The organism is Thioclava atlantica (genome assembly GCF_000737065.1).
GTDB lineage: Bacteria > Pseudomonadota > Alphaproteobacteria > Rhodobacterales > Rhodobacteraceae > Thioclava > Thioclava atlantica.
The window spans coordinates 309,049-334,795 of record NZ_AQRC01000001.1 but is presented as its reverse complement, the minus strand read 5'-3'; the positions used below and the strand labels follow the sequence as shown (position 1 = coordinate 334,795).

The following is a 25,747-nucleotide window of genomic DNA, read 5'->3' as shown; positions in this document are numbered from 1 at the left end:
TGCCCCTTGAACGCGCGCCCGCGCCTGTCATCATCGGCAGCGAACGCCTGCTGCGGAGCGCGCAATGACCTCGATCCTCACGATCACGCTCAATCCCACCGTCGACCTCGCCATCTCGACCCCGCGGATCGAGCCCGAGCGCAAGCTGCGCTGTACCCGGCCGCATAGCGATCCGGGCGGCGGCGGCCTCAATGTGAGCCGCGCGATCTCGGCGCTCGGCGGCAATTCGACCGCCTTCGTGGCGCTCGGGGGCACGACCGGGGACAAGGTGATGCGGCTTCTGGCCGAGGCGGGGATCGGGGTCTTCCCCTTCCCCGCGCCCGGCGAGACCCGGATGAGCTTCTCCGCCACCGACCAGGAAACCGGCGAGCAATACCGCTTCGTGATGCCGGGGCCGGATTGGGGCTCGAAGGACGTCACGCGGGCGCTGGCCCGGATCGCACGCGCCGCGCCCGAGGGCGGCATCGTCGTGCTTTCGGGCAGCCAGCCGCCCGGCGTGCCCGAGGATTTCCACGCCCGGCTGGCGACCAAGATCGCCCGCACCCGGGCGCAGCTCTTCCTCGACACGTCGGGCAAGCCCCTTCACAACCTCCTCGATGCGCGTTTCAAGCCCGCCGACGTGCTGCGCATGGACGAGCTCGAAGCCGAGGGGCTCGCGGGGCGGCCCTTGCCGGACCGCACCGACAGCGCCGATTTCGCGCAGGATCTGGTGACGCGCGGGATCGCAAATGCGGTGATCGTGGCGCGGGGCGCGGATGGCAATGTGCTCGCGACGCGGGAGGGGCGATGGTTCGCGAAGGCCGCGAAGGTTAAGGTGGTCTCGAAGGTGGGCGCGGGCGACAGTTTCGTGGCCGGGTTCACGCTGGCGCTCTCGCGCGGCCATTCCCTTCCAGACGCCTTGCGCCATGGCGCGGCGACCGCCTCGGCGGCGGTGACGACCCCGGCCACCGTGATGTGTTCGGCCGCGATGGTGCGAAAGCTCCTGCCGCAATGCCCGGTGAGCCCGCTCTGACCCCTTTGCCTTCTGCGGGCCCCGCGTTATGAAGGCGCCAAAGGAGCCCGCCCCATGCTGAAGACCCGCATCATCCCCTGCCTCGACGTCGCCGACGGGCGCGTCGTGAAAGGCGTCAATTTCGTCAACCTCGTGGACGCGGGCGACCCGGTCGAGGCGGCGAAGGCCTATGACGCGGCGGGCGCGGACGAGCTGTGCTTCCTCGACATCCACGCGACCCATGAGAACCGCGGCACGATGTTCGATCTCGTGACCCGCACCGCCGAGCAATGCTTCATGCCCTTCACCGTGGGCGGCGGCGTGCGCAGCCACGAGGACGTGCGCGCGCTCCTGCTCGCAGGCGCCGACAAGGTGTCGTTCAACTCCGCCGCCGTGGCCGATCCGAACGTGATCTCCGAGGCCGCCGACCGCTTCGGCAGCCAGTGCATCGTCTGCGCGATCGACGCCAAGACCGTCGCGCCCGGCCGCTGGGAGATCTTCACCCATGGCGGGCGCAGGCCCACCGGCATCGACGCGGTGGAATTCGCGCGCACCGTCACCGCGAAGGGCGCGGGCGAGATCCTGCTGACCTCGATGGACCGCGACGGCACGCGGGCGGGGTTCAATCTCGAACTGACCAGGGCGATCTCGGATGCGGTGAACGTGCCGGTGATCGCCTCGGGCGGCGTCGGCACGCTCGATCATCTGGTGGAGGGCGTGACCAAGGGCGGGGCCTCGGCGGTGCTCGCCGCCTCGATCTTCCATTTCGGCGAATTCACCATCCGCGAGGCCAAGGAGCACATGGCCGCCGCGGGCATCCCGATGAGGCTGTGATGAGCATTCTCGAGCAACTGTCCGCCACGATCGAAGCCCGCAAGGGGGCCGATCCCGACACCTCCTGGACCGCGAAACTGCTTTCCAAGGGGCCGGAGAAATGCGCCGAGAAATTCGGCGAAGAGGCGATCGAGGCGATCATCGCCGCGGCGAAGGACGACCGCGAGAACCTGATCTACGAATCCGCCGATGTGCTCTATCATCTGCTCGTCATGCTGAGCGCGCGCGGCGTGTCGCTCGCGGAGGTTCTGGCCGAGCTAGAACGGCGCGAGGGGACCTCCGGGATCGCCGAGAAGGCCGCGCGCTGAACCGCACCGGGGAGGAGAGAGGGATGAGCGGGAAAGCCTACTGGGTCGCCCATGTCTCCGTCACCGACCCCGCCGCCTATCAGGCCTATCGCGCGGCCGCCGCCCCCGCGATCGCCGCCCATGGGGGACAGATCCTCGTGCTCGGCGGCGAGCAGGACCTGGTCGCCGGCGCGATGCGTCCCGCCACGGTGATCGTCGCGTTCCCCTCCCTCGAGGCCGCGCGCAGCTGCTATCACGGGCCCGACTATCAGGCGACGCTCGCGATGCGTGACGCCGGGGCCGAGGTCGATCTCGCGATCGTCGCGGGCACGCCAACCAGCTCGTGACTTGCCCTTTCCGCGCGCACGCTTATCTCTAGGGCCATGTTCGGACGCCTTCTCAATATCCTAAACGATCCCGCCCCCGACCCGCTGGCCGGGGATGACCGTGAACTCGCGCTCGCCGCGCTTCTCGTCCGCCTCGCCCGGTCGGACCAGGATTACGACGAGGAGGAGAAGATCCGCATCGATCGGGTGCTGGCGCAGCGCAACGGCCTTTCGCCCTTCGAGGCGACCGAGATGCGCCGCCGCGCCGAGGAGATCGAGTCGGGCGCGCCCGACACGGTGCGCTTCACCCGCGCGCTCAAGGACAAGGTCGCCTATGAAGACCGCACCGGCGTGATCGAGGCGCTGTGGGACGTCGCTCTGGCCGACGGGGTCCGCGATGCGCATGAGGATGCGCTGATCCGGCTCGCGGCGAAGCTTCTGGGCGTGAATGACGTCGATTCGGCCCGCGCGCGCCAGCGCGTGGAGGCGCGCCGCGACTGAATGGCGTAGGCTCCGCGCTCATTTTTTCGCCATCTGCCCGTGATTTCCTCCGTTTCCCTCTGGTCAAGCAGGGCCGCCCCGTTGCATTCAGGTCCAAAATCGCGCCAGATTGACCGGATGGACAAAGAGAAGCTGCCCGCGTGACCCTGACAGAAACTGCGCCCCAAGAAGCGCCCGTCATCGAAATTCGCGATCTTCACAAGAGCTACGGCTCGCTCGAGGTGCTCAAGGGCGTCTCGATCACCGCGCCGCGCGGTCACGTGATCTCGCTGATCGGCTCCTCGGGGTCCGGCAAATCCACCCTGCTGCGCTGCTGCAACCTGCTGGAGGACAGCCAGTCCGGCGAGGTCGTCTTCGGTGGCGAGGCGGTCAAGTGGAAGGGCGAGGGCCTGTCGCGCCGTCCCGCCGATCGCGCGCAGGTCACCCGGTTTCGCACCAATCTCTCGATGGTGTTCCAGCAGTTCAATCTCTGGGCCCATATGACGATCCTGCAAAACGTGATGGAAGCGCCGGTCACGGTGCTGGGGCGCGACCCGAAAGAGGTCGAACCGCTCGCCCGCCAGCTTCTCGACAAGGTCGGGATCGGCGACAAATGCGATGCCTGGCCCGCGCAGCTCTCCGGCGGTCAGCAGCAGCGCGCGGCGATCGCGCGGGCGCTGTGCATGGAGCCCAAGGCGCTTCTGTTCGACGAGCCCACCTCGGCCCTCGACCCGGAATTGCAGCAGGAGGTGGTGAAGGTCATCAAGGACCTCGCCGGCGAGCATCGCACCATGATCCTCGTGACCCATGACATGCGCCTGGCGCGCGACGTCTCCGATCACGTCGTCTTCCTGCATCAGGGCAAGATCGAGGAGGAAGGCCCGCCAGAGGCCGTATTCGGCGCTCCGAAATCCGAGCGTCTGCAACAATTCCTGTCGGCCACCGCGCCGGCGTGAATCAACCAAAGTCCAACGACAGGGGTAACCAATGAAGAAACTGATTCTGACTGCCGCCATTCTCGGCCTGAGCGCCGGTGTCGCCGCCGCCGAAACCGTGCGGATGGGCACCGAGGGCGCCTACCCTCCCTACAACTACATCGACGACAACGGCCAGGTCGCGGGCTTCGAGCGCGAACTCGGCGACAAGCTGTGCGAGATGGAGAAGCTCGACTGCACCTGGGTCACCAATGACTGGGATTCGATCATCCCGAACCTGCTCTCGGGCAACTACGACACCATCATGGCCGGCATGTCGATCACCGAGGAGCGCGAGAAGTCGATCGACTTCACCCAGGCCTATTACCCGCCGGCCGCCTCGTCCTACATGGCGATGGATCCGGGCGTTGACCTGAAGGGCGGCGTGGTCGCGGCGCAGACCGGCACCATCCAGGCGGCCCATGTCGCCGAGACCGGCGCGACGCTGGCCGAATACGCGACCCTCGACGACACGATCGCGGCGGTGAAGAACGGCGAGGCAGACGCGGTCTTTGCCGACAAGGACGCGCTCAAGCCTTTCGCGGGCACCGACGGAATGCAGTTCGTGGGCGAGGACGTCCAGCTCGGCAAGGGTATCGGCATCGGCCTGCGCAAGTCCGACACCGCGCTGAAGGACAAGTTCAACGACGGCATCTCGAAATTGAAGGCCGACGGCTCGCTGAACGAAATGCTCAAGAAGTATTTCGGCGATGACGCGCTGACCTTCAACTGATCCGGCGCGGGGCGGGTTTCGACCCGCCCCCCCCTTTTCGAACGACCCGTAATGTTCTCGACCTGCACCGACCCCTCTTCGCTCCATGGGCTGTCATGGATGCTGTGCTACCTGACCACGGGCAAGCACATGATGTTCTATGGCTCCTTCGGGGTCGTGCTGATCCTGCTGGCGGTCACCGCGCCGGCGGCGCTGATCTTCGGCTTCGGGGGGGCGTTGGCCGCGCGGTCGCATATCGCGCCGCTCAAGCTGTTCGGGCGCGGCTACATCTCGATGGTGCGCGGCGTGCCCGACATCGTCTTCTTCCTCTTCGTCCCGATCGCGATGGATCAGGGCCTCGAATATCTCCGCAACCGGGTCAAGTGCCCCGACTGGAACCAGCCGGTCTGGGCCGGCAACGAATTCCACGTCTGCGCCGCGGCGAAGCTGCCGCTCAACACCGCGCCGCAGATCTACCACGAGATCTACGGCTTCGCGCTTGCCGTGGTGGCCTTCTCGATCGTCTATGGCGCCTTCGCCGCGAATGTCCTCTACGGCGCGATGCAGGCCGTGCCGCGCGCGCAGCTCGAGACCGCCGAGGCCTATGGCATGACCCGCGCGCAGGTGAACCGCCGGGTGCTGATCCCGCAGATGTGGGCCTATGCCATCCCGGGCCTGTCGAACCTCTGGATGATCCTGATCAAGGCGACGCCGCTCTTGTTCCTGCTGGGGATCGAGGACATCGTCTACTGGGCGCGCGAGCTGGGCGCGACCAAGTCGCAGATCTACGCCTATCCGCATGGCGACTGGCGGCTCTACTACTTCCTCGCCCTGCTGATCTTCTACCTGGTGATGACGAAACTGTCCGAACTCGTGCTCGACCGGATCAACCGCCGCCTCGCCTTCGGGCAGGCCACGGCCGCGGGCGAAGCGCTCAGGAAGGCGGGCGCATGAGCTGCATCCAGACCATCGCGGATTACGGACTGCGCTCGATCGGGATCGGCGAACGGCTGCTGCCGCGCTCCGATTTCACCATGTGCCAGCAATTCACCCTGATCGGATCGGGGATGATCTGGAACATCTATTTCGGCGTCCTCGCACTGCTCGCGGGCTTCTTTCTCGCCACCGGACTTGCGCTGGCGAAGAATGTCGAGAGCCGGCTGATCCGCAAGCCGGCGGAATGGTTCATCTTCGTCTTCCGCGGCTCGCCGCTCTTCATCCAGTTCTTCCTCGCCTACGAGGCGCTGGCGCTGCTGCCGCGCGCGGGCTTTCCCGTTCTCGGCATCACGATCGAGACCAACTGGATGACCCGGGCCTGGGCCGGCGCGCTCTTCGTGCTGTTTCTCAACACCTCCGCCTATGCGGCCGAGATCTTCTACGGCGCGCTGCGCTCGGTCCCCAAGGGCGATCTCGAAGCCGCCGACGCCTATGGCCTCTCGGGCTGGAAGAAGTTCCGCCGCGTGACCTGGCCGACGATGCTCCGCCTCGCCTGGCCATCCTATACCAACGAGGCGATCTTCCTGTTCCACGCCACGACGCTCGTCTTCTTCTCGGGCTTCCCGGCCTTCCGCCAGGAGGGCGACGCGCTCTACTACGCGAAATATTTCGCGGACAAGACCTTCAATCCCTTCATCCCCTACCCGATCGCGGCCTTCTTTTTCGTGCTGCTGACGCTGAGCGTGATCGCGCTCTTCGGGGTGATCAACCGCCGCCTCAACCGCCACCTTCCGCAAGAGCAGCGAAGGCGGATCCGGTTCAGGCCGCAAATCCTCAGGTGACAGATGAACTGGCTGCATGACCATCCCGACGTTCGAACGATCCGCGTGGCGGCGGCCGATCTCAACGGGGTGGCGCGCGGCAAGCGCCTGCCCGCCCGGTTCGCCGACAAGGTGTTTTCGGAAGGAACCCGGTTTCCGTTCTCGGTGATGAATCTCGACATCTGGGGCGAGGATATCGAGGACAGCCCGCTGGTCTTTGAATCGGGCGATTGCGACGGGCTCCTGATGCCGACCGAGCGTGGCTTTCTGCCGATGCCCTGGCTCTCGGCGCCGACCGCGCTGCTGCCGATCTGGATGTTCCACATGGACGGCAAGCCCTATGCCGGCGATCCGCGCCAGGCGCTGGCCCGCGTCGTGGAGCGCTACAAGGCGAAGGGTCTGACCCCGGTCGTGGCGACCGAGCTCGAATTCTTCCTGATCGACGATTCCGGCAAGACCCTGCGCGTGCCGCCCAGCCCGCGTTCGGGCAAGCGGCGCACCGGGGGCGAGGTTCTGAGCCTGCGCGCCCTCGACGCCTTCGACATCTTCTTCACCGAGCTCTACGACGCCTGCGAGGCGATGGACATTCCCGCCGACACCGCGATTTCCGAGGCCGGGCCGGGCCAGTTCGAGATCAATCTCAGCCACCAGGCCGACCCGCTCAAGGCGGCAGATGACAGCTGGCTCTTCAAGATGCTGGTCAAGGGTCTCGCGCGGCGCCACGGTTTCGCGGCCTCGTTCATGGCCAAGCCCTATGACGAATGGTCCGGAAACGGGATGCACATGCATTTCTCGGTGCTCGATGCCGAGGGCAACAACATCTTCAACGACGGGAGCGCGCAGGGCTCGGACGCGCTGCGCCATGCGGTCGCGGGCTGCCTCGCCGCGATGGAGGGCTCGACCCTCATCTTCGCACCGCACGAGAACAGCTATGACCGCCTCGTGCCCGATGCCCACGCTCCCACCGGCATCGCCTGGGGCTATGAGAACCGGACCTCGGCGCTGCGCATCCCCGCCTCGGGCCCGGCCGCGCGGAGGATCGAGCATCGCGTGGCAGGCGGCGACGTGAACCCCTACCTGATGATCGCGGCGATCCTCGGGGCCGCGCTGGTCGGGATCGAGGATGCGATGGACCCCCCCGCGCCGATCAAGGGCAATGCCTATGCGCAGGACCTGCCGCAGATGCCCACCGAATGGGGGGCCGCGATCGACGCCTTCAAGGCCTGCAAGATGATGCCGCGCATCTTCGACCGCGAGCTGATCGAGAATTTCGCGATGACCAAGCGGCAGGAATTGCACTACATGGCGGAGCTTTCGGAACAGGAGCAGACCGAGCTCTATCTCGACACGGTCTGAGGCCCCGGCGCGGGGCGACCCGCTCCCGCCCGGTTTTGTCGCAGACGCGCTGCCGCGCGCCCAAAATTTCATCACGAAGCCGTTATCCCCGTGCCGGAGCCCCCTCCGGATGCGGTTTCGATTTCTCCCCGTGCTTGCCCCCGCCACCATCGGTTCAACGGCATCGGCAGGCGCTTCAGGGGGACAGAATGCAGCACATCAGAACCGGTTTTCTCGCGGCACTCACGCTCGGCCTCTCGGCCGTGATCGCGCAAGCGGAGACGAAGATCCCCTTCGCGCTCGACTGGAAATTCGAGGGCCCCTCGGCGCCCTATTTCCTCGCCATCGACGAGGGCTATTACGGCGCGGCGGGGCTCGAGGTCGAGATATCCGAGGGCAAGGGCTCGCTCGACGCGATCCCGAAAGTCGCGACCGGTGCCTATCCGGTGGGGTTCGCCGATATCAACTCGCTGATGAAATTCCTCGACCAGAACCCCGGCGCGCCGGTGACCGCGGTGATGATGGTCTATGACAAGCCGCCCTTCGCCGTGGTCGGGCGCAAGTCGCTGGGTCTCACCGAGCCCAAGGATCTCGAAGGCAAGGTGCTGGGCGCCCCGCCCCCCGATGGCGCCTGGGCGCAATTCCCGATCTTCGCCAAGGAGGCCGGACTCGACATCTCGAAGATCAAGGTCGAGCCGGTGGGCTTCCCGACCCGCGAACCGATGCTCGCCGAGGGCAAGGTCGATGCGGTGACCGGCTTCTCGTTCTCCTCGACGCTCAACCTCAAGCGCCTCGGCGTGCCGATGGACGATCAGTCGGTGCTGCTGATGGCCGATCATGGCGTGGCGCTCTATGGCAACGCGATCATCGCGAACACCGATTACGCGAAGGCCCATCCCGACGAGATCACCGGCTTCATCAAGGCCACCGCCGAGGGCTGGAAGGCCGCGATCGCCGATCCGGGCAAGGCGGTCGACGCGCTGCTCAAGCGCAATCCGGCCGCCGACAAGACGCTCGAGACCGAGCGCCTGCAGATGGCGATCGACGCGAATGTGCTCACCGATTACGTCAAGGCGCATGGAATGGGCGGGATCGACACCGACCGGATGGCCACCGCGATCGAACAGACCAAGACCGTCTACGAGTTCAAGACGACGCCCGATGCCGCGCTCTATTTCGACCCCGAATACCTGCCGGGCGATGGCGGCCTGAAGATCGACTGATCCTCCCCAGAGGGGCGGGCATCGCGTCTGCGACCCGCCCCTTTCTTTTCCGGCCGGACCCGCATGGACACTCTCATCGACATCCGGGGCGTTTCTCACGCCTATCAGACCAGGCACGGCCCGCTGCCCGTGCTCGACGGCCTCGACATCACGGTGCCGCAGGGCGAATTCTGCGCCGTGGTCGGCCCCTCGGGCTGCGGCAAGTCCACGCTGACCCGTCTTGTCGCGGGGCTAATGAAACCCGATCAGGGCGAGGTCTGGCTGCATGGCGAGAAGGTCACCTCGCCGCGCAAGACGGTGGGCATGGCCTTCCAGAACCCGGTGATGCTGGAATGGCGCTCGATCCTCGAAAACGTCATCCTGCCGCTCGAAATCGTCGCCCCCGCGATGTCCAAGGCCGAGAAATACGCCCGCGCCGAGCACCTGCTGGAGATGGTCGGCCTCAAGGGCTTCGAGACCAAGCGCCCCTCCGAACTGTCGGGCGGCATGCGCCAGCGCGCCTCGCTCTGCCGCGCCATCGTGCACAAACCGGACGTTCTGATCATGGACGAACCCTTCGGCGCGCTCGACAATTTCACCCGCGAGGACCTGTGGCAGACGATGCGCGACCTGCGAAGCAACGAACCCTTCACCGCCGTGCTGATCACCCATGACCTGCGCGAGAGCGTCTTTCTGGGCGATCAGGTCGTGGTGCTCTCGGGCCGGCCGGCGCGCACCCAGTACCTGCTCGAGGTGGATCTGCCCGCCGATCGCGGGATCGACATCCTCTACGAGCCGAAGGCCGTGGACATGCTGCATGTGCTGCGCGACCAGATCCGGATCGCGCAGGGCCGCGACGGGGAGGCCCACGCATGAGCGGAAAGAAGATCGCCACCCCGATCCTGTCGATCCTCGCCTTTCTCGCGATCTGGGAGTTCATCGTCTGGATCAATGGCTGGCCGAATTACGTGATGGCCTCGCCCTCGGACCTGCCCGAAGCCTATATCCGCTACTGGCAGCTGTTCCTGATCGACAGCTGGCAGACGCTCTGGCGCACCGTGGCGGGGCTCGCGCTCTCGATCCTCTTCGGGACCTTTCTCGGCATGATCATGGGCTTCTCGCGCAGCGCGCGCGACGCGCTCTACCCGCTCCTTGTGGGCTTCAACGCGATCCCCAAGGCGACGGTGGTGCCGGTTCTGGCGCTTCTCTTCATCGGCCAGCACGATTTCAACACCGTGCTGATGGCCTTCCTGATCTCCTTCTTCCCGATCGCGGTCTCGGTGGGGATCGGCCTCTCGACGCTGGAGCCGGAATATCGCGACATCCTCGGCGCGCTCGGCGCGTCGAAATTCACCATCTTCCGCAAGATCGCGCTGCCCAAGACGCTGCCGGAATTCTTCGGCGCGCTGAAGGTCTCGGTCACCCTCGCCTTCATCGGCACTAACCTCGTCGAGATCATCTCCCCCCATGGCAAGGGGCTCGGCGCACTCTTCCTGTCGGGCCAGACCAATGGCGACTATCCGCTGATGTTCGCGGTGCTGATCGCCCTCGCCGCCCTCGGGATCGTGCTCTATTACGCGGTCGTCCTGCTCGAGAAGATCTTCGCCGGCTGGGCCGAGCGGCAGCCGGGCTGAGGGGGCGCTGCCCCCTCGGGCTTCGCCCTCACCCCCGGGATATTTGCGTCAAGAGGAAGACAGGATCGGAGCCTCTTCCTCTTGATCGAAATATCCCGGGGGAGGCGCGCATCCGCGCGACGGGGGCAGAGCCCCCCTCTTTCCCGCTCAACGCTTGCGAATCTGGTTCGGCTTTCCTATATCGGCCCTCGAGAGGTTGGCGCGGGCGAGCGCCTCGCCAACCCGGTCAGGTCCGGAAGGAAGCAGCCGCAACGAGCCCCGCTTGGGTCGCTGTCCAGCCTCTCACCCCACTCCCCCGCATCGGCCCCGACATCGGTTTGACTTGGACGCCCCCGCGTCTAGACTGGCGCGCGCAAGATCAGGAGACCCCCGCATGTCCGAGACGCCCGAGGCCGGCTATCAGGTTCTCGCCCGCAAGTACCGCCCCGCCACCTTCGTCGACCTGATCGGTCAGGACGCGATGGTGCGCACGCTCAAGAACGCCTTCGCCGCCGATCGCATCGCGCAGGCCTTCATCATGACGGGCATCCGCGGGACCGGGAAGACGACCACGGCGCGGATCATCGCCAAGGGGCTCAATTGCGTGGGCCCCGACGGTCAGGGCAATCCCACCACCGAACCCTGCCTCGAATGCGAGCATTGCCGCGCGATCGCCGAGGGCCGCCATGTCGACGTGATGGAGATGGACGCCGCCTCGCGCACCGGGGTCGGCGATATCCGCGAGATCATCGAGAGCGTGCATTACCGGGCCGCCTCGGCGCGCTACAAGGTCTATATCATCGACGAGGTTCACATGCTGTCGACGAGCGCGTTCAACGCGCTCCTGAAGACGCTCGAGGAACCGCCCGCCCATGTGAAATTCATCTTCGCCACGACCGAGATCCGCAAGGTTCCGGTCACGGTGCTGTCGCGCTGCCAGCGCTTCGACCTGCGCCGGATCGAGCCTGAGGTGATGATCGACCATCTCAAACGGATCGCGGAAAAGGAAAACGCGCAGATCGCGCATGACGCGCTCGCGCTGATCACCCGCGCGGCCGAAGGATCGGTGCGCGATGCGATGTCGCTGCTCGACCAGGCGATCGCGCATGGCGCGGGCGAGACCACGGCCGAGCAGGTCCGCGCGATGCTGGGTCTGGCCGATCGCGGGCGGGTGCTCGATCTCTTCGACATGATCCTGCACGGGCAGGCCGCCGAGGCGCTGACCGAGCTTGCCGCGCAATATGCCGATGGCGCCGATCCGATGGCGATCCTGCGCGATCTGGCCGAGATCACCCATTGGGTCTCGGTCATCAAGGTCACCCCCGAGGCGGCCGAGGACCCGACCGTCTCGCCCGACGAGCGGCGGCGCGGTCAGGAAATGGCCGGCGCGATCCCGATGCGGGTGCTCTCGCGGATGTGGCAGATGCTTCTGAAGGCGCTCGAGGAGGTCGCGGGCGCGCCCAATGCGATGATGGCGACCGAGATGGCGATCATCCGCATGACCCATGTGGCGGACCTGCCCGATCCCGAGGCGCTGATCAAGAAGATCCAGCAGGGCGGCGCGAGCACGCAGGCCGCAGGCCGCGGCCCCGCCCCGGCGACCGGCCCGGTCCATGGCGCGACGTTGCGTGCGCGCCGCGCCGGAGGCGGCGCGGTGGCCGCGGCTGCCCCCGCACCGCAGCAGGATGCGGTGGCCGAGGCGCTGGCCCGGTTCGGCAGCTTCGACGACGTTGTCGACCTGATCGCCCGGATGCGCGACATGACGCTCCTGCTCGAGGTCGAGAACAACCTGCGGCTCGTCAGCTACCGCCCCGGCCGGATCGAGTTCGAGCCCGGGCCCCGCGCCTCGCGCGATCTCGCGGCGACCCTCTCGGCCCGGCTGCAGGGCTGGACGGGGGCCCGCTGGGGCGTCTCCGTCGTCTCCGAGGGCGGCCAGCCCACGATCGCCGAGATCCGCGCGGCGGAGATGGAGAAGGCGAAAGGCGAGGCGATGACCAACCCGCTCGTCGCGGCGATCTTCGAGACCTTCCCGCAAGCGCGGTTCGAGGAAATCGCGACGGCCGAGGAGCTTGCCGCCGAGATCGCCACCGAGGCGCTGCCCGAGGTCGAGGACGAATGGGACCCGTTCGAGGATAGCTGAGGGCCAACTCCTCCGGGATCGGGTCTTGTGACCTCAGGCCCCCATGCGTATCTGAGACGAAAGCTTTCTGAGACGGAGATCCGAGATGTTCAAGGGACTGGGCGCCATGGGCGACATGGCGAAGATGATGAAGGCCGCCAAGGAAATGCAGGAGAAGATGGCGACGCTTCAGGAAGAGCTGAAGTCGATCGTCGTGATCGGCGAGGCGGGGGCCGGGCTCGTCGAGGCGCGCGCCACCGCGAAGGGCGAGCTGACCGGGCTCTCGATCGACCCGTCGATCCTGCAGGCCTCGGAGAAGGAAGTGGTCGAGGACCTGATCCTCGCCGCGATCAAGGACACTCAGGCCAAGGCCAAGATCCGCGAGCAGGAAGAACAGAAACGCCTTCTGCGCGAGCTCGGCCTGCCCGAGAACATGGACCTGCCGGGCTGAGACCGTGACGGGCGGGCGTGACGAGATCGAGGCTCTGATCGCGCTGATGGCGCGGCTGCCGGGGCTCGGGCCCCGTTCGGCCCGCCGCGCGGTGCTGCACCTGATCTCGAAACGCACCCAGCTGATGGGCCCGCTGGCCGAGGCGATGGCCGAGGTCGCCCGCACCGCGCGCGAATGCGCCCGCTGCGGCAACATCTCGACCGCCGCCATCTGCGATATCTGCGAGGATCCGAAACGCGCCACCGGCGAGATCTGCGTGATCGAGGACGTGGCCGATCTCTGGGCGATGGAGCGCGGCCATGCCTTCAAGGGCCGCTATCACGTCCTGGGCGGCACGCTGTCGGCACTGGACGCGATCGGACCCGAGGACTTGCGCATCCCGGACCTGCTCGAGCGGATCCGCGAGGAGGGCATCTCCGAGGTGATCCTCGCGCTCAATGCCACCGTCGAGGGTCAGACCACCGCCCATTACATCGCCGAGGCGCTCGAGGGGTCGCAAGTGCAGGTCACGAGCCTCGCCCAGGGGGTGCCGATCGGGGGCGAGCTCGACTATCTCGATGACGGCACGATCCAGGCTGCTTTGCGCGCGCGCAAGGCGTTCTGAGACTTCAGGCGGACCAGCAGGCCCGGACCCGCGCCGGAGGCCTCCGCAGCACCACCCGCGTCTCCCGAAAACGTCAGGCAACGTGCTGCTCACCTGCGGAGCCGCGCCATTGAACCCGCCCACGGCCCCGGCTATCAGGGGAGAAACTCCCACCCGAGATGCGAGAGACCCGACCCGATGATCCGCCTCTACCATGTCGCCCTCTCCCCGTTCTGCCGCAAGGTCCGCCTCACGCTGGCCGAGAAGAAGCTCGAAGTGGAGCTGGTCGAAGAGCGCTACTGGGAACAGCAGCCCGAATTCCTGCGCCGCAACCCCGCAGGCAAGGTGCCGGTGCTCAAGATGGACGGGCGGATGATGGCCGAGAGCCAGGCGATCTGCGAATTCATCGACGAGACCCATCCCGACGCGCCCCTGATGCCGCGCGACGCGGCCGGGCGCTACGAGGTGCGCCGTCTTTGCGCCTGGTTCGACGACAAGTTCAACGACGAGGTCACCAGCAAGGTGATGGGCGAGCGGGTCTGGAAGAAGGTCCGCAAGGAAGGCTATCCGGATTCGCGCGCGGTCAAGGCCGGGCTCTCGGCGATCAAATACCACCTCGACTACATGGGCTGGCTGCTCGAGCAGCGGCGCTGGCTGGCGGGCGATGTGATGACCCTTGCCGATTTCGCCGCCGCCGCGCATCTGAGCTGCCTCGATTACATCTCGGATGTCGACTGGAACCGCTCCGAGCCGGTGAAGGACTGGTATGCGAAGATCAAGTCGCGCCCGGCCTTCCGCTCGCTGCTAGCCGACCAGCTGCCGGGCATGCCGCCCGCGCCGCAATATGCGGAGCTGGATTTCTGAGACGGGACGGCTGGGGGTTTTGCACCCCCAGACCCCCGCAGGATATTTGGAGCATTTGGAACCATGGCCGTGGAGGACCTGAAGACACGGCTGGTCGCGAAAGCCCTCGAGGAGGGGTTCTCGAAGGCGCGGATCACCACGCCCGACGCGATCCCTGAGGCGGCGGGGCGGCTCGAGGCCTTTGTCGGCGCGGGGATGCACGGGCAGATGGGCTGGATGGAGGAGCGCCGCAATTGGCGCGGCGACCCGGCCGCACTCTGGCCCGAGGCGCGCTCGGTGGTGATGCTGGCCGAGAGCTACACGCCCGACTACGACCCGCTCGCGCTCCTGGCGCAGCGGGATCGCGGCGTGATCTCGGCCTATGCGCAGGGCCGCGACTACCATGACCTGGTGAAGAAGCGGCTCAAGCGCGTCGGGCGCTGGCTGCTCGATCAGGTGGAGAACGAAGAGATCAAGGTCTTCGTCGATACCGCGCCGGTGATGGAGAAGCCGCTCGGTCAGGCCTCAGGGCTGGGCTGGCAGGGCAAGCATACGAACCTGCTGGCGCGCGATCTCGGGAGCTGGTTCTTCCTCGGCGCGATCTTCACCACCGTGGAGCTGGCGCCGGACGCGCCCGAGATCAGCCATTGCGGCTCGTGCCGGGCCTGTCTCGACATCTGCCCGACCGAGGCCTTTCCCGCGCCCTACCGGCTCGATGCGCGGCGTTGCATCTCCTACCTGACGATCGAGCACAAGGGACCGATCGCGCCGGAGTTGCGGGAGAAGCTCGGCAACCGGATCTATGGCTGCGACGATTGCCTCGCGATCTGCCCCTGGAACAAGTTCGCCGCCGAAGCGCGCGAGGCGAGCTATCACGGCGGGGTCGGCGCGCCGCCGCTCGCGGAGCTGGCCGCGCTTGACGATGCCGCGTTCCGGGCGCGCTTCGCGGGCTCGCCGATCAAGCGGATCGGACGCGACCGGTTCCTGCGCAACGTGCTCTACGCGATCGGCAATTCCGGCGATCCGGCGCTGGCGGCGGCGGCGCGGCCGCATCTGGGGGCGGAAGACCCGGTGGTGGCGGAGGCGGCCCGATGGGCGCTCGCCCGGCTGGGGGCGGTTTCCTGATCGCGGGCCATGGACGCGCGCCGCCGCTGTGCTAAGTCTTCAGGGAGATCATGACCGCCCAGCCCCCACCCTCTCCCCGCCCCTTCCTCGGCATCGCGCTCAAGCTGGGCACGGTGATCGGCTTCGTGATCATGCAGGCGCTGATCAAATCGGTCTCGGATCGCATCCCCCCGGGCGAGATGGTGTTCTTCCGCTCCTTCTTCGGCATCGTCCCGATCATCGTCTGGCTGGTCTGGCGGCACGAGCTGTCGGGCGGCCTGCGGGTCGCGCAGCCCACCGCGCATATCCTGCGCGGCGTGATCGGCACGACGGCGATGGCGCTGAGCTTCGCCGCGCTCGCCTTCCTGCCGCTGCCCGAGGCCACCGCGCTCGGCTATGCCGCGCCGCTGCTCACCGTCGTCTTCGCCGCCCTGCTGCTGGGCGAGACGGTGCGCGCCTTCCGCTTCTCGGCGGTCGGGATGGGGCTTCTGGGCGTGCTCGTCGTGCTCTGGCCGAAACTTGGCGCCCAAGGGGCGGCGGGGGGCGCAGAGGCCCTCGGGGCGGCGCTTGCGCTGGCGGGGGCGACCTGTGCCGCGCTCGCGCAGATCCAGATCCGCCGGATGGTCGGCAGCGAGCGCACCTCCGCCATCGTGTTCTGGTTCTCCTGCACCGCGACCGTGCTCTCGCTCTTCTCGATCCCCTTCGGCTGGGTCGTGCCCACCCCGCGCGAGGCGGCTCTGCTGATCCTCGCGGGGCTGATCGGGGGCACCGGACAGATCATGATCACCTCCGCCTACCGTTTCGCCGATGCCTCTCTCGTGGCGCCTTTCGACTATGCCTCGATGCTGTTTGCGCTTGCGATCGGCTATACCGTGTTCAACGAGGTGCCGACCGGCAGCACGCTGACCGGGGCCGCGATCGTGATCGTCGCGGGCATCACGATCATCTGGCGCGAGCATCAGCTGGGTCTCGAGCGCCGGCGGGCGCGCCGCGCCGCGACACCGCCGGGCTGAGCACCTTTTCGCGCGCTGCGGGAAAAAGCCGCCCCCCTCGCGCCCGCGACTCGGCGGCGATGTGCTATAGTGATTTTCTCGCACAGGAGGAGAGCCATGGCCCGACACATCATCGACCAGCCCCGTCCGAAAGCCGAAGGGGCGCGCGTGAAGCGTTTTCTTGATTTGCAGCGCCGCGAGGGCGTGCATCCGGCGATCAAGGAACTGAGCAAGCGCGACCGCGGCGCAAGCCGCACCAAGGTCACGCAGTTCCTGCGCATCGAGCGCTCCGAAGGAAGCTGACACGGCGCGACGGACGACACCCTGACAGAAGAAAGGCGCGCCAGACCGGCGCGCCTTTTCCATTCCGGAGAGGTCCAAAGCCTCAGGCGCGCACGAGCGCCTCGTAGGTCTCGACCATCTCGCGCGCGAGCGCGCCCACTTCGAAGGTGAAGCCGCCGATCTCGGAGACCGGAGTGACCTCGGCCGCCGTGCCGGTCAGCCAGCACTGCTCGAAATCGGCCAGTTCGGTCGGCTCGATCCGGCGCTCGTGGACGGTGATGCCCTTTTCCTTGAGCAGCCCGATCACGGTCTGGCGGGTGATGCCGTTGAGGAAGCAATCCGCGAGCGGCGTATGCACCTCGCCATCCTTGACGAAGAAGATGTTCGCCCCCGTCGCTTCGGCCACATAGCCGCGCCAGTCGAGGAAGAGCGCGTCCGAATAGCCTTTGTCCTCGGCGGCGTGCTTGGACATGGTGCAGATCATGTAGAGACCGGCGGCCTTCGCCTCGACCGGGATCGTGCGCGGATCGGGCCGGCGCCATTTCGCGATGTCGAGCTTGGCGCCCTTCATCTTCGCGTCGCCGTAATAGTTGCCCCATTCCCAGCCCGCGATCGCGAGCCGGACCGGGTTGCGCCGCGCCGAGACGCCCATGTCCTCCCCCGCGCCGCGCCAGGCCAGCGCGCGCACATAGGCATTGGTCCAGCCATTGGCGGCGAGCATCTCGTATTTGGCCTTCTCGATCTCCTCGACCGAATAGGGGATCTCCATATCGAGCAGTTCCGCCGAGCGGCGCAGACGGGCGGAGTGTTCCTCCCCCTTGAAAATCTTGCCATTATAGCAACGCTCACCCTCGAAAACCGAGGAGGCGTAATGCAGAGCATGAGTCAGCAGATGGACATTGGCGTCACGCCATTCCACCAGCTTCCCGTCCAACCAGATCTTGCCATCACGATCTTCATACGACCCGGCCATGTCATCCTCCTTGCGGCTCCGCCGTTTTACGAATATTGCGCCCCTTACGTCCGATGCGGACATAATATTGCGTCAAAACTGTCGTTCGGTATCAGTTGAGCCTTGGAAAGTCAACAAGGCTGACTTAAAGTCACACAAAAGAGAGGGATAGACATGGCCGAAAGCGGAAGCCCGCAGGGTGAAACTCTTCTGTTTCTGACCGACGAGCAACTGCGCAAGGGAATCGAGGCGATGTTCTTCGCCTATCGCGCCTTCACCTCGGATCCCGACCGGCTGCTCGAGGAGCACGGCTATGGCCGTGCCCATCACCGGGCGCTGCATTTCATCAACCGTCAGCCGGGCCTCACGGTCACCACATTGCTCGCGGTGCTCGGGGTGACCAAACAGTCGCTCAACCGGGTGCTGCGCACGCTGATCGAGGACGGGCTGGTGGAAAGCCGCGTGGGGCGGCGGGACAAGCGCGAGCGGCGGCTGCACCTGACCGAGAAGGGCGCGGCGCTCGAGCGCGCGCTCTCGGAGGCGCAACGGGGACGGATGCGCGCGGCCTATCGCGCGGCAGGGCCGCAGGCCGTCGCGGGGTTCCGGCAGGTGCTCGAGGCGATGATGGGGCCGGATCTGCACAAGCTCTACCAGACGATGAAGGAAGAGTGATGCCCTATCAGGCCGATCCGCACCTGCTCATCATCGACGATGACGAACGCATCCGCATGCTGCTGAAAAGCTTCCTGCAACGGCATGGCTTTCTCGTGACGGCGGCGCGCGACGCGGCCCATGCCCGCGCGCTGCTGGCCGGGCTCGAATTCAGCCTGATCGTGATGGATGTGATGATGCCCGGCGAGGACGGGCTGAGCCTGACCCGCGACCTGCGCAAGTCGATCGCGACGCCGATCCTGCTGCTCACCGCGCGCGGCGAGACGCGCGAGCGCATCGAGGGGTTCGAGGCGGGGGCGGATGACTATCTCGCCAAGCCGTTCGAGCCCAAGGAACTGCTGCTGCGCATCAACGCGATCCTGCGCCGGGTTCCGCAAGAGACCGAGACGGGGCCGAAATTCCTCTCGCTGGGGCCGCTGAAATACGATCAGGATCGCGGCGAGCTGTGGCACGGCGAAGCCCCGGTGAAGCTGACCGCGACCGAGGTGCAGTTGATGAAGATCTTCGCCGCCCATGCCGGCGAAGTCGTCAGCCGCGCCGCGCTGATCGAGGAGCTGGGGCGGGAACGCTCGACCGTGGCCGAGGCCGGGGGCGGCGACCGGGCGGTGGATGTCCAGATCACCCGTCTGCGCCGCAAGCTCGAGGCCGACCCGCGCGAGCCGCGCTATCTCCAGACGGTGCGCGGACTGGGTTACATGCTCGCGCCGGACTGAGTTACCACAGCGCCGGCAAGGTCACGAAAACTCACGAAAATGATTCGCCAAATCGCATCTCGAGGCCCTGCCCCGGGGCGCAATGCGACATCTTCGGCACAGCCGGGGACCCGCGCATCGCGCCCCGATACCGCGATTGACCCAGCGTGACTTGTTGCATGGGCGTCATTCGCTGGCATGCTGCGTCAATGTGTTCTGGACTGACAAAACCGTGATTGCTATGAGAGCGGCCATGTTAGGCGGCACCGGTGAAGTGCCCCGGCACGTCACTATCGGCCCATCCCACGGGCCCGGGAAGGAGAGACAACGTGTCCCACGCAGACAATAACGAAGGCACCCGGAGGGATTTCCTCTACTACGCCACCGCCGGCACCGGCGCTGTCGTGACCGGCGCGGCCGTGTGGCCGCTGATCAACCAGATGAATGCCTCGGCTGACGTCAAGGCCCTCTCGTCGATCTTTGTGGACGTCTCGGGCGTCGAGACCGGCACCCAGCTGACCGTGAAATGGCGTGGCAAGCCCGTCTTCATCCGCCGCCGGACCGAGGAAGAGATCCAGATGGCGCGTGAGGTTCCGCTCAGCGACCTGGTGGACGTGAACGCCGAGAACGAGAACAAGCCCGGCGCCGAGGCGACCGACGAGAACCGCGCCCTCGACGAGGCCGGCGAGTGGCTCGTGATGATCGGCGTGTGCACCCATCTGGGCTGCGTGCCGATCGGCAACGGCTCGGGCGACTACCACGGCTGGTTCTGCCCCTGCCACGGTTCGCATTACGACACGGCCGGACGGATCCGCAAAGGTCCCGCCCCGCGCAATCTCGAGATTCCGGTGGCCGAGTTCACCGATGACACCACGATCAAGCTGGGCTGAGGAGACCACTGATGTCGGGCATTCCCCACGACCATTACGAGCCCAAGTCGGGCTTCGAGAAATGGGTGCATTCGCGCCTTCCCATCGTCGGGCTGATCTATGACACGATCATGATCCCCACCCCCAAGAACCTGAACTGGTGGTGGATCTGGGGCATCGTGCTGGCCTTCTGCCTGGTGCTGCAGATCGTCACCGGGATCGTTCTGGTGATGCATTACACCCCGCATGTCGACCTCGCCTTCGCCTCGGTCGAGCATATCATGCGTGACGTCAACGGCGGCTATGCGCTGCGTTACATCCACGCCAACGGCGCGTCGCTGTTCTTCCTGGCCGTCTACATCCATATCTTCCGCGGCCTGTTCTACGGCTCGTACAAGGCCCCGCGCGAGATCACCTGGATCGTCGGCATGATCATCTACCTGTGCATGATGGGCACGGCGTTCATGGGCTACGTGCTGCCCTGGGGCCAGATGTCCTTCTGGGGCGCCACGGTGATCACCGGCCTGTTCGGCGCGATCCCGGGCATCGGTCCGTCGATCCAGGCCTGGCTGCTCGGCGGCCCGGCGGTGGACAACGCGACGCTCAACCGCTTCTTCTCGCTGCACTACCTGCTGCCCTTCGTGATCGCGGCGCTCGTCGTGGTCCATATCTGGGCCTTCCACACCACCGGCAACAACAACCCGACCGGCGTGGACGTGCGCAAGGGCTCGAAGGCGGAAGCCGAGAAGGACACCCTGCCCTTCTGGCCCTACTTCGTGATCAAGGACCTCTTCGCGCTCGCGGTCGTCCTGCTGGTCTTCGCCGCCGTCGTGGGCTTCATGCCGAACTTCCTCGGCCACCCCGACAACTACATCGAGGCGAACCCGCTCGCGACGCCCGCGCATATCGTGCCCGAATGGTACTTCCTGCCCTTCTACGCGATCCTGCGCGCCTTCACCTCCGATGTCTGGGCGGTGATGTTCGTCAACTGGATCACCTTCGGCATCGTCGACGCGAAGTTCTTCGGCGTGCTCGCGATGTTCGGCGCGATCCTGGTGATGGCGCTCGCGCCGTGGCTCGACACCTCGCGCGTGCGCTCGGGCAGCTACCGCCCGATGTTCAAGTGGTGGTTCTGGCTGCTGGTGATCGACTTCGTGGTGCTGATGTGGGTGGGCGCGATGCCGACCGACGGGATCTATCCCTACATCTCGCTGATCGGCGCGACCTACTGGTTCGTCTATTTCCTCGTGATCCTTCCGGTGCTCGGGCTGATCGAGAAGCCCAAACCGCTGCCGGCGACGATCGAGGAAGACTTCAACAATCACTACGACGTCAAACCGGCCGAGTGAGACAGGAAGAGGAACGGACAATGAAAAATCTTCTGATCTCTGCCATTTCGGCGCTCGCCATCGGAACCGGCCTTCTGGCCGGGCCCGCCCTCGCCGCAGGCGGCGGCGAAGGGCATGTCGAGGATATCAGCTTCTCCTTCGAGGGCCCCTTCGGGACCTTCGACACGCAGCAGCTGCGCCGCGGCTTCCAGGTCTACCGGGAGGTCTGCTCGGCCTGCCACGGCCTGAAATACGTCGCCTTCCGCACGCTGGCCGATCAGGGCGGTCCGATGATGGATCCGGCCTGGGTGCGCGCCTATGCCGCCGAGTTCACCGTGATGGACAAGGAAACCGGCGAGGACCGTCCCGGCAAGGAAACCGACCACTTCCCGGCGGTGAGCGGCGAGGGCATGGGGCCCGACCTGTCGCTGATGGCGAAGGCGCGTGCGGGCTTCCACGGCCCCTACGGTCTCGGCATCAACCAGCTTCTGCGCGGCACCGGCGGCCCGGAATACATCCACGCCATCCTCACCGGCTTCACCGGCGAGGAGAAGGAGGAAGCCGGTTCGATCTTCTACGAGAACCACGCCTTCCCGGGTGGCTGGATCGGCATGCCCCCTCCGCTCTCGGACGATCTGATCGAATATGAGGACGGCACGCCCGCGACCATCGAGCAGATGTCCACGGACGTCTCGGCCTTCCTGATGTGGACGGCCGAGCCCAAGCTCGAGGCGCGCAAGCGTTGGGGCTTCGTCGCGGTGATCATGCTGATCGTGCTCAGCTCGCTTCTCTACCTGACGAACAAGAAGCTCTGGGCGCCGCACAAGGGCAAGAAGTTCGACCTCTGATCGAGACCGAAAAGATCATCGAACGCCCCCTCCCCGCGGAGGGGGCGTTCTTATTTGCCCCCTGCCGCACCCCCGCGCCGTCGCGCGGTTGCAATGGAGGCCACCGAGCCTATCTGCCAAGCAGACACGAGGAGAAAAAATGCCCGACCTGCCGGAAATTTCCCACGCCGCCTCGCGCGCGCCGCGCCTGTGCGTCCTGATCGACGCCGACAATGTGCCCGCCTCCTATGCCGAGGCGATCTTCGAAGAGATCGCGAGCCTCGGCGAAGCCTCGGTGCGCCGCATCTATGGCGACTGGTCGGCGCAGCGGCTTGCGGGCTGGGCGAAGCGGGTGGCCGAGCTGGGCCTCGTGGCCGATCAGCAATTCGCCAATACCAAGGGCAAGAACGCCTCCGATATCGGCCTTGTCATCGCGGCGATGGACTTCCTGCATTCCGGGCTCTTCGACGGCTTCGTGCTGGTCTCCTCGGATAGCGACTTCACCCGCCTTGCCGCGCGCATCCGCGAGCAGGGGCTCGATGTCTACGGCATCGGCGAGCAGAAGACCCCCGAGGCCTTCCGCAAGGCTTGCAAACGCTTCATCTATGTCGAGAACCTCGGCAATGGCGAAACTCCCGAGGCGCCGGCGAAGCCCGCCAGCGGCAAGGGCAGCCCCGCGAAACCCGCCAGCGGCAAGCAGCTTCCGACGGCGGCGATCCCGATCATCGTGAACGCGATGAAGGCGATCGGTCTCGAGGAGGAATGGTATTCGCTCGGGCAGCTCGGGCAGTTCATCACCCAGGCCAATCCCGATTTCGATACCCGCACCTATGGCAGCGCGAAGCTGTCGGACCTGCTGATCAAGACCGGGCGGTTCCAGCTCCAGCGCGGCGAAGGCAATCAGTGGATGGTGCGCGACCTGGCCTGATCAGGAGCGCTTCGCGCCGTAGCGGGCAAGGAACATCTCGACCGCGCCGCGGATCACCCGCGACTTTTCCTGCGGCGAGCAGCATTCCATCCCGAACAGAAGCTTGGCATGCAGGTCGGCCTTGCAGAGCTCGGCGAAGAGATGGGCGGCGAGATCGACATCGTCGATGACCAGTTCGCCCCTCTCCACCGCCTCCTGCAGATAAGCCATCAGCTTCTCATGCACGAGCGCGGGTCCCGAGGCATAGAAGGCCCGCCCGAGCTCGGGAAAGCGCTCCGCCTCGGCCACGCAGAGCCGGTAGATCCCCTGCCCCAGTTCGGAGGCCATGAAGTCGATGATCTGCGCGGCGGCAAGCGACAGCACCACCTCGGGGGGCTGGCTGAAATCGATCGCCTCGCTCGCCTGATCGGCCTGCCGACGGCATTCGGTCTTCGCGACTTCGAGGAACATCAGCCGCTTGTCGGGGAAGTAGCTGTAGAGCGTGGCCTTCGAGACCCCGGCCTCCTTCGCGATATCGTCGACCGAGGCGCCCTCGAAGCCCTCGCGCAGGAATACCTCACGCGCCCCTTCGAGCACCTGATCGAATTTCCGCCCGCGATGGATCTGGTCTGCGTCCGCCATTGGTTCTCCCGCACCGGACGGAAGCGTCCGGGGCCACAGCATAGACTGCCCGCTTCACGGCCTGCAAGCCGCCCAACGTGACGTCAGTCCCTCCGGGAAACCGGCCGCCCGTAGCGCCTCAGCCGATGGCGCCGCGGACGCCGCCCGTCTGGCCGCGGTCGAGCAGATAGTGATCGAGGATCACGCAAGCCATCATCGCCTCGGCCACCGGCACGGCGCGAATGCCCACGCAGGGATCGTGGCGGCCCTTGGTGATCACCTCGACCTCTTCGCCCGCGACATTGACCGAGCGGCGCGGGGTCAGGATCGACGAGGTCGGCTTGACGGCGAACCGCACGGTGATCGGCTGGCCGGTGGTGATCCCGCCCAGGATGCCGCCCGCATGGTTCGAGAGATATTCCACGCCGTCCTCGCCCATCACCATCTCGTCGGCATTCTCGACGCCCGTCAGCGCCGCCGCCGCCATGCCCTCGCCGATCTCGACCCCCTTCACGGCGTTGATCGACATCATCGCGGCGGCCAGATCGGTATCCATCTTGGCATAGATCGGCGCGCCGAGACCGGCCGGGCAGCCCTCGGCCACGACCTCGATCGCGGCGCCCACGGAATTGTGGTTCTTGCGGATCGCGGCGAGGTAATCGGCCCATTCGTCGACGGCTTCCGCATCGGGGATGAAGAACGGATTGCGCAGGATCTCCTCGCGGTCGAACCTCTCGCGGTGAATATGCTTGGCTCCCATCTGGACCATGTAGCCATAGATCCGGAGATCGGGGACCAACTGGCGCAGCACTGCCTGCGCCACGCCGCCCGCTGCCACCCGCGCTGCGGTCTCGCGCGCGCTCGACCGGCCGCCGCCGCGATAGTCGCGGATGCCGTATTTCTGGTGATAGGTGATATCGGCATGGCCGGGACGGAACTGGCGCGCGATCTCGCCGTAATCCTTCGAGCGCTGGTCGGTATTCTCGATCATCAGCTGGATCGGCGTGCCGGTGGTGCGGCCCTCGAACACGCCCGAGAGGATGCGCACCGCATCGGGCTCGCGCCGCTGCGTCGTCTCCTTCGACTGGCCGGGACGGCGACGGTCTAGGAATTGCTGGATGAAGGCCTCGTCAAGCGCGATGCCGGGCGGGCAGCCATCGACGGTCGCGCCGAGCGCGGGCCCGTGGCTTTCGCCCCAGGTGGTGACGCGGAAGAGATGACCGAATGTGTTGAAGCTCATGACCGCTCTCCTTTGCCCATGCATTAAGCCAAGGCGGCGCGCGGATAAACAGCAAATCCACAGAAGCTCTTACGCCTTGACTTGCGCGCACGGAGGTTGTTTCGGTGAACTCACACACATCACCAAACTCGGGAGACGGAAGTGTCCAGCCTCAAACCCGCCCTGACCGCCGCGGCCCTTGCGCTCGCGACCGCCCTGCCCGCCAGCGCCGATCCGTCCTTCGGCATCGGCCTGAGCCTCGTTTTCGGCGGCACCTCGCAGCCGCAATTCGGCGTCGGCCTGCGCGCCTTCTCGACCGACGAGGAAGACAAGGGCGCCGTCAGCCTCGGCGTCGACTATCTCTTCGCCAGCCAGAACTGGCGCCCGACCATCGGCGCGGCCTATCTGTCCAAGAACGGTTACCTCGGGATCGACGTGGGCTACGGGCTCTACGGCGCAGGCGTCGATTTCGGCGTGAGCGGCGGCTTCGTCGACACCAAGGATCCCGCGCCGATCCCCGGCCCGGTCTGAGCCAAGTCGCGTTCGATCATGAGAGGCGGCCCCGTTCGCGCGGGGCCGCCTTTGCTTTTCCGCCTTTGCTTTTCCCTTGCACGGCTTGGCCGCCCTCACTACGTTTCGGACGACCTCGGGGTGCCGGAACCGACCCGGCTGAGATGCGATCTTCGCGAACCCGCTGAACCTGACCCGGTTAAGACCGGCGGAGGGAAGGTGACCGGAACTCCCGGCCTGACCCCGCCCGGCAAGCCCTTGGAGT

The 25,747-nt window shown here is 66.4% G+C and carries 30 protein-coding genes, 1 other RNA gene and 1 riboswitch; of the genes, 28 read left to right on the top strand and 3 right to left on the bottom strand.

The annotated features are described in order from the left end of the window. Positions 1-64 precede the first annotated feature (64 nt). From DW2_RS01615 to DW2_RS01520, 21 genes are all read left to right on the top strand, one after another. Positions 65-1,012 carry a 1-phosphofructokinase family hexose kinase gene (locus DW2_RS01615; RefSeq protein ID WP_038142877.1) on the top strand — a complete coding sequence of 316 codons (948 nt, stop codon included), beginning with the start codon at positions 65-67 and terminating at the stop codon, positions 1,010-1,012. 54 nt (positions 1,013-1,066) lie between these two features. Further along, positions 1,067-1,825, top strand: a complete 759-nt coding sequence (gene hisF / locus DW2_RS01610; protein WP_038142875.1) for an imidazole glycerol phosphate synthase subunit HisF — start codon at positions 1,067-1,069, stop codon at positions 1,823-1,825. Continuing rightward, entirely contained in the window at positions 1,825-2,133 is a 309-nt protein-coding gene (locus DW2_RS01605; RefSeq protein WP_038142873.1) for a phosphoribosyl-ATP diphosphatase, read from the top strand. The genes hisF and DW2_RS01605 overlap by 1 nt, the downstream gene beginning before the upstream one ends. 23 nt (positions 2,134-2,156) lie before the next feature. Then, entirely contained in the window at positions 2,157-2,459 is a 303-nt protein-coding gene (locus tag DW2_RS01600) for a DUF1330 domain-containing protein (protein WP_038142871.1), read from the top strand. A gap of 36 nt (positions 2,460-2,495) precedes the next feature. Continuing rightward, positions 2,496-2,939: a tellurite resistance TerB family protein gene (locus DW2_RS01595; RefSeq protein ID WP_038142868.1), complete on the top strand. Its 444-nt coding sequence runs from the start codon at positions 2,496-2,498 to the stop codon at positions 2,937-2,939. Positions 2,940-3,079: 140 nt separating this feature from the next. Next, positions 3,080-3,874, top strand: a complete 795-nt coding sequence (locus DW2_RS01590; protein ID WP_038142866.1) for an ABC transporter ATP-binding protein — start codon at positions 3,080-3,082, stop codon at positions 3,872-3,874. 31 nt (positions 3,875-3,905) lie between these two features. Further along, entirely contained in the window at positions 3,906-4,625 is a 720-nt protein-coding gene (locus tag DW2_RS01585; RefSeq protein ID WP_038142864.1) for a transporter substrate-binding domain-containing protein, read from the top strand. A gap of 51 nt (positions 4,626-4,676) precedes the next feature. Beyond that, entirely contained in the window at positions 4,677-5,558 is an 882-nt protein-coding gene (locus DW2_RS01580) for an ABC transporter permease (RefSeq protein WP_038142862.1), read from the top strand. Continuing rightward, complete coding sequence (locus tag DW2_RS01575; RefSeq protein WP_038142859.1) at positions 5,555-6,382, top strand: ABC transporter permease; 828 nt, start codon at positions 5,555-5,557, stop codon at positions 6,380-6,382. The genes DW2_RS01580 and DW2_RS01575 overlap by 4 nt, the downstream gene beginning before the upstream one ends. Positions 6,383-6,385: 3 nt before the next feature. Continuing rightward, positions 6,386-7,717, top strand: a complete 1,332-nt coding sequence (locus DW2_RS01570; RefSeq protein WP_038142857.1) for a glutamine synthetase family protein — start codon at positions 6,386-6,388, stop codon at positions 7,715-7,717. A 188-nt stretch (positions 7,718-7,905) separates the two neighbouring features. Further along, the gene (locus DW2_RS01565; protein WP_038142854.1) at positions 7,906-8,919 is read left to right on the top strand and encodes an ABC transporter substrate-binding protein; all 1,014 of its coding nucleotides are present in this window, start codon (positions 7,906-7,908) and stop codon (positions 8,917-8,919) included. 63 nt (positions 8,920-8,982) lie between these two features. Next, complete coding sequence (locus tag DW2_RS01560) at positions 8,983-9,774, top strand: ABC transporter ATP-binding protein (protein WP_038142851.1); 792 nt, start codon at positions 8,983-8,985, stop codon at positions 9,772-9,774. Then, the gene (locus DW2_RS01555) at positions 9,771-10,532 is read left to right on the top strand and encodes an ABC transporter permease (protein WP_038142848.1); all 762 of its coding nucleotides are present in this window, start codon (positions 9,771-9,773) and stop codon (positions 10,530-10,532) included. The genes DW2_RS01560 and DW2_RS01555 overlap by 4 nt, the downstream gene beginning before the upstream one ends. A 190-nt stretch (positions 10,533-10,722) precedes the next feature. Continuing rightward, an RNA gene (gene ffs / locus DW2_RS19200) (signal recognition particle sRNA small type) lies at positions 10,723-10,819 on the top strand. Between the two features lie 86 nt (positions 10,820-10,905). Then, positions 10,906-12,651 (top strand): DNA polymerase III subunit gamma/tau, encoded by a 1,746-nt coding sequence (locus DW2_RS01550; RefSeq protein WP_038142844.1) that lies wholly within the window; start codon positions 10,906-10,908, stop codon positions 12,649-12,651. Positions 12,652-12,736: 85 nt separating this feature from the next. Next, positions 12,737-13,081, top strand: coding sequence for a YbaB/EbfC family nucleoid-associated protein (locus DW2_RS01545; RefSeq protein ID WP_038142841.1), 345 nt, complete (start codon positions 12,737-12,739; stop codon positions 13,079-13,081). Between the two features lie 4 nt (positions 13,082-13,085). Continuing rightward, positions 13,086-13,685 carry a recombination mediator RecR gene (gene recR, locus DW2_RS01540; protein ID WP_038142838.1) on the top strand — a complete coding sequence of 200 codons (600 nt, stop codon included), beginning with the start codon at positions 13,086-13,088 and terminating at the stop codon, positions 13,683-13,685. Between the two features lie 177 nt (positions 13,686-13,862). Then, on the top strand, positions 13,863-14,528 hold the full coding sequence (gene fzlA / locus DW2_RS01535) for an FtsZ-binding protein FzlA (RefSeq protein WP_038142835.1): 666 nt from the start codon (positions 13,863-13,865) through the stop codon (positions 14,526-14,528). Between the two features lie 63 nt (positions 14,529-14,591). Further along, a complete protein-coding gene (queG, locus tag DW2_RS01530; protein WP_038142832.1) occupies positions 14,592-15,632 on the top strand; it encodes a tRNA epoxyqueuosine(34) reductase QueG in 1,041 nt (346 codons plus the stop codon). A gap of 50 nt (positions 15,633-15,682) precedes the next feature. After that, on the top strand, positions 15,683-16,624 hold the full coding sequence (locus DW2_RS01525; RefSeq protein WP_038142829.1) for a DMT family transporter: 942 nt from the start codon (positions 15,683-15,685) through the stop codon (positions 16,622-16,624). 96 nt (positions 16,625-16,720) lie between these two features. Beyond that, positions 16,721-16,906, top strand: coding sequence for a hypothetical protein (locus DW2_RS01520; RefSeq protein WP_038142826.1), 186 nt, complete (start codon positions 16,721-16,723; stop codon positions 16,904-16,906). Between the two features lie 82 nt (positions 16,907-16,988). On the opposite strand, the gene DW2_RS01515 is transcribed toward DW2_RS01520, so the two are convergent. Continuing rightward, the gene (locus tag DW2_RS01515; protein ID WP_038142823.1) at positions 16,989-17,858 is read right to left on the bottom strand and encodes a branched-chain amino acid aminotransferase; all 870 of its coding nucleotides are present in this window, start codon (positions 17,856-17,858) and stop codon (positions 16,989-16,991) included. Between the two features lie 153 nt (positions 17,859-18,011). Here DW2_RS01515 and DW2_RS01510 point away from each other — a divergent pair, with 153 nt between their 5' ends. From DW2_RS01510 to DW2_RS01485, 6 genes are all read left to right on the top strand, one after another. Further along, positions 18,012-18,509, top strand: a complete 498-nt coding sequence (locus tag DW2_RS01510) for a MarR family winged helix-turn-helix transcriptional regulator (RefSeq protein ID WP_038142820.1) — start codon at positions 18,012-18,014, stop codon at positions 18,507-18,509. After that, positions 18,509-19,222, top strand: coding sequence for a response regulator (locus DW2_RS01505; protein WP_038142817.1), 714 nt, complete (start codon positions 18,509-18,511; stop codon positions 19,220-19,222). The genes DW2_RS01510 and DW2_RS01505 overlap by 1 nt, the downstream gene beginning before the upstream one ends. Positions 19,223-19,530: 308 nt before the next feature. After that, positions 19,531-20,091: a ubiquinol-cytochrome c reductase iron-sulfur subunit gene (gene petA, locus DW2_RS01500; protein WP_038142814.1), complete on the top strand. Its 561-nt coding sequence runs from the start codon at positions 19,531-19,533 to the stop codon at positions 20,089-20,091. A gap of 11 nt (positions 20,092-20,102) precedes the next feature. Next, positions 20,103-21,419: a cytochrome b gene (gene petB, locus DW2_RS01495; protein ID WP_038142811.1), complete on the top strand. Its 1,317-nt coding sequence runs from the start codon at positions 20,103-20,105 to the stop codon at positions 21,417-21,419. A 20-nt stretch (positions 21,420-21,439) separates the two neighbouring features. Beyond that, entirely contained in the window at positions 21,440-22,246 is an 807-nt protein-coding gene (locus DW2_RS01490; protein WP_038142808.1) for a cytochrome c1, read from the top strand. 139 nt (positions 22,247-22,385) lie between these two features. Further along, on the top strand, positions 22,386-23,153 hold the full coding sequence (locus DW2_RS01485; protein ID WP_051855133.1) for an NYN domain-containing protein: 768 nt from the start codon (positions 22,386-22,388) through the stop codon (positions 23,151-23,153). Here the strand turns inward: DW2_RS01485 and DW2_RS01480 are convergent, their stop codons facing one another. Continuing rightward, complete coding sequence (locus DW2_RS01480) at positions 23,154-23,774, bottom strand: TetR/AcrR family transcriptional regulator (protein ID WP_038142805.1); 621 nt, start codon at positions 23,772-23,774, stop codon at positions 23,154-23,156. A gap of 118 nt (positions 23,775-23,892) precedes the next feature. After that, positions 23,893-24,993, bottom strand: coding sequence for a chorismate synthase (gene aroC, locus DW2_RS01475; RefSeq protein ID WP_038142803.1), 1,101 nt, complete (start codon positions 24,991-24,993; stop codon positions 23,893-23,895). 141 nt (positions 24,994-25,134) lie between these two features. Here aroC and DW2_RS01470 point away from each other — a divergent pair, with 141 nt between their 5' ends. After that, positions 25,135-25,503 carry a hypothetical protein gene (locus tag DW2_RS01470; protein ID WP_051855131.1) on the top strand — a complete coding sequence of 123 codons (369 nt, stop codon included), beginning with the start codon at positions 25,135-25,137 and terminating at the stop codon, positions 25,501-25,503. Between the two features lie 106 nt (positions 25,504-25,609). After that, positions 25,610-25,716, top strand: a riboswitch (TPP riboswitch). Positions 25,717-25,747: the final 31 nt, after the last annotated feature.